General features: G+C 61.6%; 14 protein-coding genes. 6 read left to right on the forward strand and 8 right to left on the reverse strand.

Annotated elements, in window-relative coordinates; translation table 11 throughout:
• Position 1 precedes the first annotated feature (1 nt).
• From MUN79_RS14705 to MUN79_RS14735, 7 genes are read right to left on the reverse strand one after another with little or no spacing between them, the layout of a single operon-like run.
• Positions 2–1,114, reverse strand: coding sequence for a glycosyltransferase family 4 protein (locus tag MUN79_RS14705; RefSeq protein ID WP_244673458.1), 1,113 nt, complete (start codon positions 1,112–1,114; stop codon positions 2–4).
• Positions 1,111–2,328, reverse strand: a complete 1,218-nt coding sequence (locus tag MUN79_RS14710) for a glycosyltransferase family 4 protein (RefSeq protein ID WP_244673459.1) — start codon at positions 2,326–2,328, stop codon at positions 1,111–1,113. The genes MUN79_RS14705 and MUN79_RS14710 overlap by 4 nt, the downstream gene beginning before the upstream one ends.
• Complete coding sequence (locus tag MUN79_RS14715; protein ID WP_244673460.1) at positions 2,325–2,900, reverse strand: hypothetical protein; 576 nt, start codon at positions 2,898–2,900, stop codon at positions 2,325–2,327. Before MUN79_RS14715 ends, MUN79_RS14710 begins: the two co-directional genes overlap by 4 nt.
• Complete coding sequence (locus tag MUN79_RS14720) at positions 2,900–3,913, reverse strand: lipopolysaccharide biosynthesis protein (protein WP_244673461.1); 1,014 nt, start codon at positions 3,911–3,913, stop codon at positions 2,900–2,902. The genes MUN79_RS14715 and MUN79_RS14720 overlap by 1 nt, the downstream gene beginning before the upstream one ends.
• A gap of 41 nt (positions 3,914–3,954) precedes the next feature.
• Positions 3,955–5,697 carry a GumC family protein gene (locus MUN79_RS14725; protein WP_244673462.1) on the reverse strand — a complete coding sequence of 581 codons (1,743 nt, stop codon included), beginning with the start codon at positions 5,695–5,697 and terminating at the stop codon, positions 3,955–3,957.
• Complete coding sequence (locus MUN79_RS14730) at positions 5,613–6,341, reverse strand: Wzz/FepE/Etk N-terminal domain-containing protein (protein WP_244673463.1); 729 nt, start codon at positions 6,339–6,341, stop codon at positions 5,613–5,615. Before MUN79_RS14730 ends, MUN79_RS14725 begins: the two co-directional genes overlap by 85 nt.
• A 46-nt stretch (positions 6,342–6,387) precedes the next feature.
• Positions 6,388–7,176 carry a polysaccharide biosynthesis/export family protein gene (locus tag MUN79_RS14735; RefSeq protein ID WP_244673464.1) on the reverse strand — a complete coding sequence of 263 codons (789 nt, stop codon included), beginning with the start codon at positions 7,174–7,176 and terminating at the stop codon, positions 6,388–6,390.
• Positions 7,177–7,460: 284 nt separating this feature from the next.
• On the opposite strand from MUN79_RS14735, the gene MUN79_RS14740 reads away from it, so the two are divergent.
• Both MUN79_RS14740 and dinB read left to right on the forward strand, forming a co-directional pair.
• Positions 7,461–8,138, forward strand: a complete 678-nt coding sequence (locus tag MUN79_RS14740; RefSeq protein WP_244673465.1) for a response regulator — start codon at positions 7,461–7,463, stop codon at positions 8,136–8,138.
• Between the two features lie 344 nt (positions 8,139–8,482).
• Complete coding sequence (gene dinB / locus MUN79_RS14745; RefSeq protein WP_262922864.1) at positions 8,483–9,562, forward strand: DNA polymerase IV; 1,080 nt, start codon at positions 8,483–8,485, stop codon at positions 9,560–9,562.
• Here the strand turns inward: dinB and MUN79_RS14750 are convergent.
• Positions 9,552–10,220 (reverse strand): sce7726 family protein, encoded by a 669-nt coding sequence (locus tag MUN79_RS14750; protein WP_244673466.1) that lies wholly within the window; start codon positions 10,218–10,220, stop codon positions 9,552–9,554. The two genes, dinB and MUN79_RS14750, sit on opposite strands and share 11 nt — an antisense overlap.
• An 829-nt stretch (positions 10,221–11,049) precedes the next feature.
• On the opposite strand from MUN79_RS14750, the gene MUN79_RS14755 reads away from it, so the two are divergent.
• From MUN79_RS14755 to MUN79_RS14760, 4 genes are all read left to right on the forward strand, one after another.
• Positions 11,050–11,880, forward strand: coding sequence for a sensor histidine kinase (locus tag MUN79_RS14755; protein ID WP_244673467.1), 831 nt, complete (start codon positions 11,050–11,052; stop codon positions 11,878–11,880).
• 126 nt (positions 11,881–12,006) lie between these two features.
• Complete coding sequence (locus MUN79_RS31060) at positions 12,007–12,252, forward strand: hypothetical protein (protein WP_311136482.1); 246 nt, start codon at positions 12,007–12,009, stop codon at positions 12,250–12,252.
• A complete protein-coding gene (locus MUN79_RS31065) occupies positions 12,222–12,593 on the forward strand; it encodes a SulP family inorganic anion transporter (protein WP_311136483.1) in 372 nt (123 codons plus the stop codon). Before MUN79_RS31060 ends, MUN79_RS31065 begins: the two co-directional genes overlap by 31 nt.
• Positions 12,594–12,601: 8 nt before the next feature.
• Entirely contained in the window at positions 12,602–13,624 is a 1,023-nt protein-coding gene (locus tag MUN79_RS14760; RefSeq protein ID WP_311136484.1) for a SulP family inorganic anion transporter, read from the forward strand.

A 13,624-nucleotide genomic window follows, 5' to 3' on the forward strand; every position in this document is an offset into this window, starting at 1 on the left:
GTCAGATCAGGACGGGCTGCGGCTGCTCCTGGGCGGCGCGGTACACCTCGTGGGTAAGGGCGGCGGTTTGGCCCCAGGTAAAGTCGCGCAGGCGCAGGGAGCCCAGCTGGGTCAGCTGCCGCCGCAGGTGCGGCTCGCGGAGCAAGAGCAGCAGCTGCTGGGCTAGGTCGGCGGGCTGCTGCGGATCGAAGTAGAGGGCCGCGTCTTGGGCCGTTTCCGGAAAGCAGGAGGCATTGCTGAGCACCACGGGGCAGTGCTGGGCAAAAGCTTCCAGAATCGGGAAGCCGAATCCTTCGTAGCACGAGGGAAACACAAAAGCCGCCGCGCCCCGGTACAAACTGGCCAGCTCGGCTTCCGAGACCAGCCCGGCAAACTGCACATTAGCCGTCAGGCCCAGCACCTGCAGGCGGTCCTGCTCGGCTTCTGTGGCCCAGCCGCCGCCGGCGCACACTAGGCGCAGGCTGCGCTGCCCGGGCTGGCGCACCAGTTGGGCCAGAGCCTGAAGCAAGCAGTCGAAGTTCTTGTAGCCCTGGCGGGTACCCACGTACAGCAGGTAGCCCTCGGGCAGCGTAGCGGGCCCAGCTATGGCGGGCGTGTAGCCATGCGGCACCACTGTCACCCGGTCGGGGCTTACGGGCAACAGGCGCAGAATATCGGCGCGGGTATGTTCCGAAACGGCAATAATCTGATTAGCCCGCTGCGCAATGCGGCTCATCAGGGGCAAGTCCGTCAGCGGATATTGCTCCCCAAACAGCACCGGTATCATGTCGTGAATGGTAATAACCAGGGGCTTGTCTTGAATTTCAGGCAGGAAATAAGGGTCATCAGTCAGCGTGGGGTGAAACACATCGAACTTGCCCTGGCGCAGGGCCCGGCGGGAAGCAGAGCGATTCAGGCTCAGCATCAGGGAGAAACGGCCCCGAAAGCTTAGGTTCGGGAAGAAGCTGGAGTGCCGGGAATGCTGCCGGTCTTTCAGGTACACGTTGTTGGATAGCACAACGGGCACGTGGGAGTGGATGTCCGGGGCCGCGTGGTCGAGCAGGGCCCGGTAGTAGCGCGAGACGCCACCGACGTCTTGCACGGTAAAGGCCTGGTGGTCGTAGAGAATGTTCATGCAAGGGAGGATGCAGCGTGTGTGGACGACAGGACAGAAGCGGGCTCAGCCTGGTGGGAAGGAGAGAGGGCGCGGAAATGAGCCAGGGTTTCCTGGTAAAAGCCGACCGTCTGCGCGGCCATGTGCGGCAGGGTAAAGCAGGCGGTAGCGTGGGCGTATTGACGAGAATGCAGCACAAGACGGGCCGCCTCATCGGCGAGCAGCAGGTGGAGGCGCCGGGCCAGCAGCGCTGGCTCGGTAGTGGGAGCAAACAGGGCCTCGGGCGTGGCTTCCAGCACTTCGGGAATGCCGCCGGTAGCGGGAGCCAGCACAGGCACGCCGGCCAGCACGGCTTCTACCAGCGCCAAACCCAACGATTCGAGCCGGGCCGTGTGCACGTACAGCGTCGCCTGTTGCAGCAGAGACAATACATCCGTTCGGTAGCCCAGCAGCAATACATGGTCGGTCAGGTCGTAGTCGGCAATGAGCTGGCGCAGGGCGGCTTCCTCGGGGCCTTTGCCTACCAGGGCCACCACAAAGTCGGGGCGGAGGCGGCGCAGCTCCCGGGCCACTTCCACGAGGTAGCGCTGGTTTTTGTTGGCATCCAGAAACCCCACGTTGAGAATAACCGGCCGGCCCGCAACTTCGGGAATGACTGGCGCGGGCAGGGCCGAGTCGGCATTTGCCGGCAGCGGGCTGCCGCCGTGAATGCGCCGGGTTACACAATCGTCGGGCAGGAAAGGCCGGAAGCAGTTCAGCAGATAATCGGAAACGCCAATGAAGTACTGGGTCTGGGGCAGCAGCCAGGCGTAGAGGCGGCGGATAAGCCCGGCCCGAAACCCGGCGAGCTGGTTGCGGCGGATGATTTCCTCGGCCGGATGCTCACTGGCGTGCCCGGTCACGACCACCGGAATCCGGCCTTGCAAGGCCCGGCGCACGGCGGCTCCGCTGCCTACATCGTGGGCATTTACCAGGTCGTAGTCGGCCCCACGGGGCGCGGCGGTGTAGAGCATGGCAAAATACCACAGGTCCAGTGCCACCTCGGGCCCGGCCACCTGGGCTACCAGCCGCTGCAGGCCGCTGAGCAGGCGGCGGCGCGGCCCGCGCAGAGTGTTGGGCGTAAGGATATCCACAGTGTGTCCCTGCCGGCGTAGCTCGGCTGCCAGGGACATATAGTGCACCCGCACGCCGCACGGTGCTGTTTCGCCCCAGTAAGAAGCAAACAGAATCTTCATGGCAGCACCGGGTTAGCCGTCGGATAAGCAGCCGGACCAAACCCGGCGGGGTTAAGAAAGCGCACGTAGCGGGCCAGCAGCCGGCCCAGCACGCCGGAGTGGGTTTGGGGCTCCAGCCGGTCGAGGAAGGCGCACAGCTCGCGGCGCAAACCGGGCAGCGGCACCAGCAGAATCAGGCTGCTCAGCACCAGCCCGCCCACCAGCATCAAAATAAGCAGGGTCCCGACCGGCGGCAGCTGCCAGGAGCTCAGCAGCAGCCGCACCCCGATAAACACGCAGGCAATGACGGCCGCGTTGAACAGGCCCGGCACGTAGATGCTCAGCAACTGGCTGTAGCTGATCGTTAGGTCGTTATGCAGCAGGCGCATAAACAGGCCCGCATACAGCAAGGCGCCCAGGTTCAGGGCCAGGGCATAACCCATCAGGCCCCAGCCGTGCAGCAGCCAGAACAGCCCGGGCAGAATCAGCAGGTACTGCAGGATGATGATGGTTTTTTCGCGCAGCCGGGCCCGGGCGTCGCTCACAATGCCGCCAAACATGGTCAGCAGCATCAGGCCCGAGGTAAAGCTCATCACCCGCAGCAGGGGAATCGACTCGCCCCACTTCGGACCCAGCAGGCTGTAGACCAGCTCGGGGCGGCCACCATCATGCCGGCCGCGGTGGGCAAAATGAAGGCGGCCACCAGCGTCACGCTCGACAAATACACTTTGCGCAGCCGAACCGGGTCGGCCTGCACCTGGCTGAAGGCGGGAAAAATCACCTTCGATACGCTGGTCGTGAGCATGTACATGGGCAGGGATACTAGCATCCAGGCGCGGTTGTAGACGCCCAGCAGGGCCGTGCCCAGCACCCGCCCGATGATGAGCGTATCGAGGGAACTGCCGATGAATTCCAGGAAGCTGATCAGGGAAATGCGGCTGCCGTAATTCCACAGCGGCTGGTAATGCTCCCAGCTCAGCAGCGGCACTACCGAGTGGCGGGTCACCATATACGCCAGCAGGCCTACCAGCAGCCCCTGGGCCACGCTGGCCGCTACCAGGCTCCACACCCCGTAGCCGTTCAGCGCCATGCTCACGCCCACGCCGCCGTAGGATACTATATAGGAGCTGACTTCTACCAGCGCCAAAGTCCGGAACTGCATGCCGCGGCGCAGCAGGCTCAGGGCCGTGGCCGACAAGCCCGTCAGGACCAGGCTCAACGCCAAGGCCTGGGCCACGGGCACCACTTCGGGCTCGTGGAAGACGTAGACAGACGCCGGCGCCAGCAGAATCAGCAGGCCGCCAAACACGACGCCCAGCACCACCGAGGCCGTGAAGGCCGCCCGGATGTCTTCCTTGGTCAGCTCCTGCTTCTGGATAATGGCTTGTTCCATGCCCATTTGGGCGAAATAGCCGCCGAAGCGCAGCACCACGTTGGCCAGGGCCACCACCCCAAACGCAGCGGGGGTGAGCAGGCGGGCCATAATGGCGGTGTAGCCCACCTGCATCAGGGCCGTGAGGATAGTAGCCGCCGTACTCCATTTTACGCCCTGCACCGTGGTCATGGTAAGACTGCGGCGCGGCTGATTGACCGTCGAGGTAGACATTGGATACCGAAAAAAGAGGGAGAGAAGCGCTGCCGGGGCTACTATTGATGGTAGGCGTAGGCGTTTTTCTTGTAGCGGTATTCGTAGGTCTTGGTGAAGTGCATATCGTTGATAATCATGTAGAGCTGCTTCACCTTTTTCTCGTCGTAGAGTTCGTTGATCTGGCTGACCAGGCCCCGGTCGGTGTAGTTCTGTCGCACCACGTAGATGTTGGCGTCGAGGTGGCGCACCAGCACGAAGAACTCGGCCACGTAGCCCACCGGCGGGGTGTCGAGCAGCACGTAGTCGTACTGCTGGCGCAGCTGCTGCAGCAGCTGGTCCATGCGGGCACTTTCCAGCAGCTCGGTGGGGTTGGGCGGAATCGGGCCGCAGCAAATCACGTCCAGATTGGGCACGCTGGTTTTCAGGCGGCAGTCGTCGAGGGTGCTCAGGCCCATCAGGTAGCTCGACAGCCCGTGCTCGGCGTTGGTTTCCAAGCCAAAGTAGCCGGCTACGGTGGGGCGGCGCAGGTCGCACTCGAGTACCAGTACTTTGCGGCCACTTTGGGCCATTTCCGCCGCCAGGTTCACCGTGCAGAAGGTTTTTCCTTCGCCCGGCACCGAGGAAGTCACCCCAATCAGCTTCTTGTCGAGGCCGGCCGAGAGATACTGCAGATTCACCCGAATCGAGCGGAACGACTCGGCAATAGGGCCTTTTACTTCCTTGAGCATGTTTTCCTTGTCGGCGCTGGAGCCGTGGGCCACCACCCCCAGCAGCGGAATGTTGGTGATGCGCGACAAGTCCTCCTTGCTCTGAATGCGGCGGTTCGACTTATCCATCAGCAGCACGATGCCAGTCGGAATCAGCAGGCCGGCCACCAGGCTGATGAGGCCCACCAGGCCCGGCTTGGGTGCCGAGGGCCCGCTGCCCACCAGCTCGGTTTTGTCGATAACCTTTTTGTCGGTGGCGTTGGTGGCCAGGGCAATGGCGGCCTCGGAGCGTTTCTCCACCAGGAAGTTGTATTTCTTGTCGTTAAAGTCCGACTCTCCCTTGAGGCGGGCCAGCTGCCGCTCGTTTTCGGGCATGGCACTGATGGTGCCGCGCACCCGGGCCAGTTGGTCGTTCAGGTCGCGCAGGGCAATGTCGGTGGCGCGGTTCATGTTGACCAGGGTCTGAATCAAGGACTGCTTGGCCGTGTGAATCCGCTCATCAAGCACCGTCACCAGCGGGTTGTTGGTGCTGGCATTCACGCCCAGGGCGGCCCGCTGGCTGTTCAGGTCGGTCAGCTGCAGAATCAGGTTGTTCACTACCGGGTCCTCAATGCCTACGCTGCTGGGCGTGGCCATCTGGCTGGCGTTCTGGTTGGCCCGCAGGTAGCCGAGCATGTTGGCGTAGTACTTCCGGTTGGTGGCTACCTTGGCCTGCATGGCTTCCAGCTCGCTAAGCTGCCGGATTCCTTCCCCCGACTGTGCCCCCACGTCCACCACGCCCCGCGACGAGCGGAACGAGCTCAGGGCCGCGGCCGAGCGGCGCAAGGAGTCGGAGAGCTTGCTGATTTCGTTGTCGAGGAAGGCCACCGTTTTAGCGCCGGTCAGGTTCTTTTCGCGCAGGTCGTCTTCCACAAACACGGCCATCAGCGTATCCAGAAACTGCACCTGTTTGGCTGGCACCGAGCCCTTGGTGGTCAGCTCCACAATGCGCGACTCATGGTCGATGGGCTTCACCGTGAGTTGGCCCTGAAAGTCAGCCGTGGTGCCGGCCAGGGTGTTGAGGGTAAAGTAGTAATACTCATCGGCTTCGCCCATCGGAAAGCCCGCCTCGGGCTGATGACGACCGTAAGCAGGGGGTGGCGCAGCGTGTCGCCGGCCGCTACGGTCTGGTCCAGATTTACATCTAGCACCTCGCGCACCAGCTCACTCGTAGGCAGGCTGTAGAGCATGCCTTTCTCAGCCTCGGCGTGCACCCGGAACCGCCCTTCGCCGGCGGGCTCCACGTAGATGCGCACGCCCGAAAGCTGGGGCGCCTGCAGGTCGGGCACCACCCGGAACGGCACCGAGCCGGCCGGCCGCTCCCGCACCTGCAGGTCGCGCATGGAGTTGAGCCAGGAATCTGGGGCGGCAAAGTACGACACGGAGTAGGGCAGGCGGGCCACGGCGCGCTGCACCACGTCCACGGACTTGAGCAAGCCGATTTCATCCTCCATTTTCACACCCTTGTTCTGCACTTCCAGAATCTGGAGCAGTTCCTGGGCCCGCTTGGAGCCCGAGCTCTGGTTGCCCAGCAGCATCGTAGCCCGGAAATCGTATACCGGGGCCTTCAGCTGCAGATACACGTAGCCGATAAAGCCCGCCAGCAGCAGCGAGGCCAGAAACAGCGGCCACCGGTTGCGCAGCTTAAAGAGCAGGGCGTGCAAATCAATTTCGTCGGTTGTAGTAGGGCGTGTATCCATGCTCGTGTGGGTAAAAAAGGTCGGAAGAAGAGGTCAGAAGGTCGGTTTAGAACACCTTTAAGTAGCTAAGAATCAGAACCAGGGAGGAAACACCGGCGAAGACTAGCCCCAGGTTGTTGGCGTTGCCGCGGCTGGCGCGGGCCGGTAGCGGCTCCACGTAGATTGCGTCGTTGGGCAGCAGGTAGTAGTATTTCGACTTGAGCAGGTTTGGGTCGGTCAGGTCCAGCAGCACTACTTCCGAGCCGCTGTTGGTCTGCCGGATCAGCTTCACGTTCTGGCGGTTGCCAAACTCGGTCAGGTCGCCGGCCAGGCCCAGGCCTTCGAGCAGCGTGGCCTGGGTGTTGTAAATAAAGTAGCGGCCCGGGCTGCGCACCTCGCCCAGCACCGTGACCTTGAAGCTGAGCAGCTTCACCAGCACGTTGGCGTCGCGCACATATTTGCCCACCTCTTTCTGCACCAGCGCCTGGGCCCCGTCGAGGGTAAGGCCCGCCACTTTCACCTTGCCCACCGTGGGCAGGTTGATGTTGCCGGCTTCATCGACGGAGTAGCCGGAGAGAAACAGGTTGCTCGGGTCGCCGGAAAACATGGCCCGGCTGTCGGTAATGTTGAAGATGTCGTTTAGGGCCGGCTGCACGCTCTGCACCCGAATGCTGAGCACGTCGCTGGGCTGAATGCGGTAGGTGAGCCGCTCATTGGGCACGTTTACCGCGTTTTTGGTCGTGTATTCCTTACTCTGCAAATACGGCAGCCGCTGCTGCGCCACACATCCACTAAGCCACCACACTGCAGAACACAACACGACACGAATCAGAGTACTCAGGGTAGAAGGGCGCATGATTAACGGGGCTAAAGAGGCAGAAGAAGCAGCTCCTCAAAGCAGTCTATCCGGGGGAAGAGCGGCTAAAAAGGGAACTGAACGAGGGATTTCCAGTAAATCTTGCTATTGAAGATTTCCATAAACATATTGGATTGATTTCATAAAGTCAAGGTTAATTTAAATAATTCTCATAAATAATTGTATTGCATTAGGATGCATTTTTTGTCTTCAAACCTGAACCTGCACGGGGTCCGGGTCGAACATCTTACCTTGCTCAACTGTAGTAGCTGAAACAAACGCGTATGAAAATTCTGCTGGTCGAAGACGAGCCCAAGGTGGCTTCGTTCCTCCACAAGGGGCTTACCGAACAAACCCACGCCGTGGATATTGCCACCGACGGCGTGACGGGGCTGCGGCTGGCCCTGAGCAACCCCTACGATCTGCTGATTCTGGACAACCTGCTGCCCGGCCTTAGCGGGCTGGAAGTGTGCCGGCAGGTGCGCACCCAAAACTCCTCGGTGCCCATTCTGATGCTCACGGCCCTGGGCGAAACCGACGACAAAATCCGGGGCCTCGACGCCGGCGCCGACGATTATCTGGTCAAGCCCTTTGCCTTTCAGGAGCTACTGGCCCGCATTCGGGCTCTGGTGCGGCGGCGCCACGAAGGCCCAACCAGTGAGGCGCTGCTGCGCCTGGCCGACCTCACCCTGGATCCTTCCCGCAAGCTGGTGCAGCGCGCCGGCCAGCCCATTCAGCTCACCGCCCGCGAGTTTGCCCTGCTCGAATACCTGCTGCGCAATCAGGGCCGGGTCGTGTCGCGGGTCGATATTCTGGAGCAGGTCTGGGAAACCAGCTTCGACACCGGCTCCAACGTCATCGACGTGTACATCAACTTCCTGCGCAAAAAAGTAGACAAGGATTTTACGCCCAAGCTGATTCATACTCTGGTGGGCATGGGCTACGTGCTGCGCGAGGAGTAGGCGTTAGATAGAACGTCATTCTGAACGCAGTGAGGAATCTCGTATGCTGACTTTGTTATACTTTGTCATCCTGAGTGCAGCGAAGGACCTGCCTCCATGTTCTGACAAAGCTTAGTTAAATGTAAAAAGCCCTTTACCGCGGCGGTGGTAAGGGCTTTTATGCGTTGAGACAATCTGAAGTGGGCTAAGAGAGGAAGATCCTTCGCTGCACTCAGGATGACAACCGAAATGTTGATGAGGCTTTAAAAGGCTAAGCGGCAAACTCCGTAGCAGGTTCTGACCGTGGCATACATTTCTGCGCCGGCAGCGCGTAACTTGCGGGGAGAAAAAGGAGCAAGAGCAGCGTGCAGGCAGCAGAAACCCGGAAAATCATTCACCTCGACATGGATGCCTTCTATGCCTCGGTGGAGCAGCGCGACAACCCCGAGCTGCGCGGGCAGCCCGTAGCGGTGGGTGGCTCCCGGCAGCGGGGCGTGGTGGCGGCGGCCAGCTACGAGGCCCGGCAGTTTGGCGTCCGCTCGGCCATGGCCTCGGTCACGGCCCAGCGCAAGTGCCCCAGCCTGATTTTCGTCAAGCCGCGCTTTGAGGTCTACAAGGCCGTGTCGCGCCAGATTCGGGAAATCTTTGCCGACTACACGCCCCTGATTGAGCCCTTGTCGTTGGACGAGGCCTACCTCGATGTGACCCACAACCTGAAGAACATGCCCTCGGCCACCCGCATAGCCGAGGAAATCCGGGCCCGAATTCTGACCGAAACCGGGCTGACGGCCTCGGCGGGCATTTCCTACAATAAGTTTCTGGCCAAGCTGGCCTCCGACTACCGCAAGCCCAACGGGCAGTTCGTCATCAAGCCCCACGAGGGTCTGGCTTTCGTTGAGACCTTGGAAGTGGGGCAGTTTCACGGCATCGGCCACGTAACGGCCGCCAAGATGAACCAGCTGGGCATCTTCACCGGCCTCGATTTACGGCAGCAGACCGAGCTGTTTCTGCAGCAGCACTTCGGCAAGGCCGGCCGCTACTACTATGCCATTGCCCGGGCCCAGGACCACCGCCCCGTGGAGGCCGACCGGCTGCGCAAGTCCATCGGCTCCGAAAACACCTTCGAGCGAGACCTGACCACCTTCGAAGAGCTGGTGGCCGGCCTGCAGCCCGAGCTGGAATCGGTGTGGGAGTACTGCCAGCGCACCGACGTGTGGGGCCGCACCGTAACGGTAAAAGTTAAGTACGACGACTTTCAGCAAATCACCCGCAGCCGCACCACGCTGCTGCCCGTGAGCAGCAAGGAACTGCTGGCCCAGGTGTGCCGGGAGCTGCTCACCCCACTCTTGCCCCTGACCAAGGGTGTGCGGCTGCTAGGCGTGTCGGTGTCGAACCTGAACACGGTGGAGGCAGTGGCCGGCCAGCAGCTCACCCTTATTTTTTAAACAGCGTGCTGCGCGGCTTGGCGGCTTTTTTACGGCGGCGCTTGCCGGCCGTGGCGGCCCGTTTTTGCTTCAGCTTGCGCCGGAGCGGGGCCAGGCGCTGCCGCTCCCGCTTCCGCTCGGCCCGGTCGAGCAGGCGCTGGGGCATGCGCAGAATCAGCCGCTCCCGCACGTGCTGGGCCAGGTGGGAGAGGGGAATAGCGCGGGTGGTGCGCAGCAGGTGCTGCACCTCGGCTTTACGCATCTGACTGACGCCGTGCAGGCCGCGGGACAGCAAAAACTGCTTTACTTCCTCCAGCAGCAGCAAGGCCGCCAGCGGAGCCGGCTCCACGGTAGCATTATACAGGGCCGGCCGGTGCTGGCGCAGGTCGGTGGCAGAGGCCACCAGCACGCCCACCCACTCGGGCAGCAGGGGCAGCAGCTTGCTCACGTGCTTCTCGGTGACGACAAACGTGACGAAATCGTAGACCTCGGCGTAGCAGCGCAGCTGGTTTTCGACCCGCTGCAGGGTGTCGCCGTCGCCCTTTACCTCATAGCCGTGCATGAAGTGGGGCGTGATGTGCACCACGTCGGCGCGGGTGGTGCCGGTGGGTAGCTCATCCACGTAAATGCCGTCCTGGAGCAGCGGGTACAGTAGGGTGCGGATTTCCGGGTCGTTCATGGCAAGAAGAGGGCCGCCGGAGCGGGCACTTCAAAAGTAAACCGCGGCGCTTGTTTTTGCTTCTATATAGTCCGTCAAGAATAGAAGGGCCGGCTGGTGAACAATTCCGGGGCCCGTGGTTTAAGGCGTAGCGTTTGAGGGCCGTTACCCGGTGGCGGGGCAACTAAGGTTAGCTTTGCCGCCTCATTCTCCTTTTCTAATTTACCCTCAGCTCAACCTTGGCGGCCCCACGTCCTTCTGTCTCACTCTCAACGCTCCGCTCCGTGACCATCCGTACGCGTCTGGCTTTGCAGTTTGCCGCCATTCTGGCCGTTACGCTGCTGTTGTTTTCCCTGGTAATCTATTTTTTTACCTACCAGTCGCGGCGCAACTACTTCACGGAAAACCTCTTTGCCCGGGCCCGGGTGGTAGCCCACGTGTATCTGGATGGGGCCAACCGCGGCGACGAAGCCAGCCGCGCCACCTACCGCCGCTACCTCCGGCAGTTTTACCGCACCCTGCCCGCCGAGGAAGTCCAGGTCTACGATTCGCAGAACCGCGTGGTGTTTCGGGAAGGCCAGCAAACGGTGCAGCCCGTGCCCCAGAGTCTGCTCAACAGCGTGCGGCAAACGGGCAGCGTGGTGGAAATGCGGCCCGGCAATGCCCAAACCGTGGGCCTGCTCTACCGCGACCCGCACCGCGGCGACTTCGTGGTTATGGCCTCGTCGGTGGATACCGACAGCCAGGTAGAGCAGCGCACCTTGCGCACCATTCTGGCCGGCGGTCTGCTCATCAGCTTCGGCATTGTGGGCGTGGGGGCTGGTTTTTTGCCCGTCAGGCCCTGCGGCCCATGCAGCGCATCGTGCAGGAAGTTGATACCATTACGGCTTCCGACCTGCACCGTCGCCTTTCCCAGGCCGACGGGCAGGATGAGGTGTCGCACCTGGCCCAGCGCTTTAATAGTCTGCTTGACCGGCTCGAAACGGCTTTTGCCGGGCAGCGCACCTTCGTGCGGGATGCTTCCCACGAACTGCGCACCCCGCTCACAGTCCTGACCGGTGAGCTGGAAGTGGCCCTGCTGCAGGAGCGCAGCCCTACCGAATACCGGCGCGTGCTGCAAAGCACCCTCGACGCGGCTCGCATGCTCACGGCCCTTACCAACGGGCTGCTGCAGATTGCCCGCGCCTCCGACGACCCATCCCAGGTGCCCATGGCTCCGGTGCGCCTGGATGAGCTGCTGCTGCAGGCACACGAGGAAGTTCTGCGCCGCCAGCCCACCTGCCGCATCGACCTGGAGTTTGGGGAGCCTACCATGCCGGGTTCTGCCTTCGAAGTGCTTGGCAATGAGCCGTTGCTGCTCTCGGCGGTGCTGAACGTGCTGGAAAACGCCTGCAAATTTTCCAAAGACAGCCAGGAGCCCATCATGGCCATTATCACCTGCTTGGGGCGGGAGGTACAGCTGCAGGTGCGCGACCGGGGCGTGGGCATGACCGAAGCCGACCGGCAGCAGGTGTTCGTTCCCTTCTTCCGGGCCGAGGCCATTCGTACCGTGCCGGGCCACGGTATCGGGCTGCCGCTCACGGCCAAGATTATGGCCCTGCACAGCGGCAGTATCCGGGTCGACAGTGAACTGGGCACCGGGACGCAGGTCACGTTGCGGCTGCCGCTGGTTCGATCCTAGGAGTAAAAAAGGCTTTTAATGCCCTTTTAATTCTCTTTTAACCCCGTCTTAACTACTCGGAGCTAGTATTGCAGGGTATCGTAGCCAAGTTCTGCCTGATAGGGTAGTCGGTCTTCTACTGATACCATGTACTATGATCCAAACAGCTCCGGCCCCAAGGCTAATCCCACAACTTCTTCCGGCCCGATGCCGCCGTCGGGCAATTATTTCAGCACGCTCGGCAAGGATGCCCCGTCCGGCCTGGTCGTTTTTCTGGTGGCTCTGCCCTTGTGCCTGGGTATCTCGCTGGCCTCCGGCGCTCCGTTGCTGGCGGGTGTTATTACGGGCATCGTGGGCGGGTCGTGGTGTCCTGGCTTAGCGACTCGCCCCTGAGCGTGAGCGGGCCCGCCGCCGGCCTCACGGCCATTGTGCTGGCCGCCATTCACACCCTGGGCTCGTTTGAGGCTATGCTGGCGGCTACCGTAGTAGCGGGCATTCTGCAGCTGGTGCTGGGCTTTCTAAAAGCCGGTATTATCGGTATGTATTTTCCTTCCTCGGTTATCCGCGGAATGCTGGCCGCCATTGGCTTGATTCTGATTCTGAAGCAAATTCCTCACTTCCTCGGTGCCGATACCGACTACTTCGAGGACATGGACTTCCTGCAGTTCAACGGCCAGAACACGTTCAGCGCCATTCTGCAGGCCAGCAACGCTATCAGCTGGGCTCAGCCCTGATTGGAGTCGTGTCGATTATCGTGCTGTTGCTCTGGGATAGTAAGCCCGTTAAGAGCATTGCGGCCCTGAAGCTGGTGCCCGGCGCCCTGATTGTCGTGGTGCTGTCTATTCTGCTGAACCTGCTGCTGAGCAACGTGGCTCCCGACCTGCAGGTACGCCCCGAGCACCTTGTGAAGCTGCCCAACATTTCCTCGTTTGCCGACCTGACCAAGGAACTGCGCCTGCCCGACTGGTCGGCCCTGACCCGCGGCTCGACTTACGTGGTGGCCTTCACCATTGCCATTGTGGCCTCCCTCGAAACCCTGCTCAGTGTAGAAGCCGTGGATAAGCTCGACCCGCACAAGCGCCATACTTCCCAGAACCGGGAGCTCAAGGCCCAGGGTGTTGGTAACCTGGTCAGCGGTTTGATTGGCGGCCTGCCCCTGACGGCCGTAATCGTGCGTAGCTCGGCCAACATTCATGCTGGTGCCCAAACCAAGATGTCGTCGTTTATTCACGGCCTGCTGCTGCTGGGTAGCCTGTTGTTTTTGTCGTCGGTGCTGAACCTGATTCCGCTGTCGGCCCTAGCCGCCGTGCTGCTCACCGTTGGTTTCAAGCTCACCAAGCCGGCTCTCTACCGCACGCAGTGGCGTCTGGGCTGGGGTCAGTTTCTGCCCTTCATTGTGACCATCGTAGCCATCCTGTTTACCGACCTGCTCAAGGGCGTGTGCGTGGGCCTAGCCGTTGGCATCTTCTTTATTCTGAAGGCTAACCTGGAATCGGCTTACTACTACCACAATGAGCCGACCCGGGACCCGGGCGTGGTGCACCTCAAGCTCAGCGAGCATGTCTCGTTCCTGAACAAGGCCAGCATCGTTACTACCTTTGAAAAGCTGGCTCCCGGCTCCCACGTCATCCTCGACGGCTCTGAGTCCGAGGTTATCGACTACGACGTGCTGGAGGCCATTGAAAACTTCCGCGTCACGGCTGCTGAGCGCAACATTAAGTTAGAGTTGCGCGGTATTCCTCAGGTCGAAGTATTGGGCCACTAA

This window comes from Hymenobacter cellulosilyticus (assembly GCF_022919215.1).
Taxonomy (GTDB): Bacteria; Bacteroidota; Bacteroidia; order Cytophagales; family Hymenobacteraceae; genus Hymenobacter; species Hymenobacter cellulosilyticus.

What these genes read in the sequence shown, in the direction of transcription:
- MUN79_RS14705 (WP_244673458.1), bottom strand. Translation starts at nt 1,114, where the DNA reads ATGAACATTCTCTACGACCACCAGGCCTTTACCGTGCAAGACGTCGGT.
- MUN79_RS14710 (WP_244673459.1), bottom strand. Translation starts at nt 2,328, where the DNA reads ATGAAGATTCTGTTTGCTTCTTACTGGGGCGAAACAGCACCGTGCGGC.
- MUN79_RS14715 (WP_244673460.1), bottom strand. Translation starts at nt 2,900, where the DNA reads ATGAGCTTTACCTCGGGCCTGATGCTGCTGACCATGTTTGGCGGCATT.
- MUN79_RS14720 (WP_244673461.1), bottom strand. Translation starts at nt 3,913, where the DNA reads ATGTCTACCTCGACGGTCAATCAGCCGCGCCGCAGTCTTACCATGACC.
- MUN79_RS14725 (WP_244673462.1), bottom strand. Translation starts at nt 5,697, where the DNA reads ATGGGCGAAGCCGATGAGTATTACTACTTTACCCTCAACACCCTGGCC.
- MUN79_RS14730 (WP_244673463.1), bottom strand. Translation starts at nt 6,341, where the DNA reads ATGGATACACGCCCTACTACAACCGACGAAATTGATTTGCACGCCCTG.
- MUN79_RS14735 (WP_244673464.1), bottom strand. Translation starts at nt 7,176, where the DNA reads ATGCGCCCTTCTACCCTGAGTACTCTGATTCGTGTCGTGTTGTGTTCT.
- MUN79_RS14740 (WP_244673465.1), top strand. Translation starts at nt 7,461, where the DNA reads ATGAAAATTCTGCTGGTCGAAGACGAGCCCAAGGTGGCTTCGTTCCTC.
- MUN79_RS14750 (WP_244673466.1), bottom strand. Translation starts at nt 10,220, where the DNA reads ATGAACGACCCGGAAATCCGCACCCTACTGTACCCGCTGCTCCAGGAC.
- MUN79_RS14755 (WP_244673467.1), top strand. Translation starts at nt 11,050, where the DNA reads ATGCAGCGCATCGTGCAGGAAGTTGATACCATTACGGCTTCCGACCTG.
- MUN79_RS31060 (WP_311136482.1), top strand. Translation starts at nt 12,007, where the DNA reads ATGTACTATGATCCAAACAGCTCCGGCCCCAAGGCTAATCCCACAACT.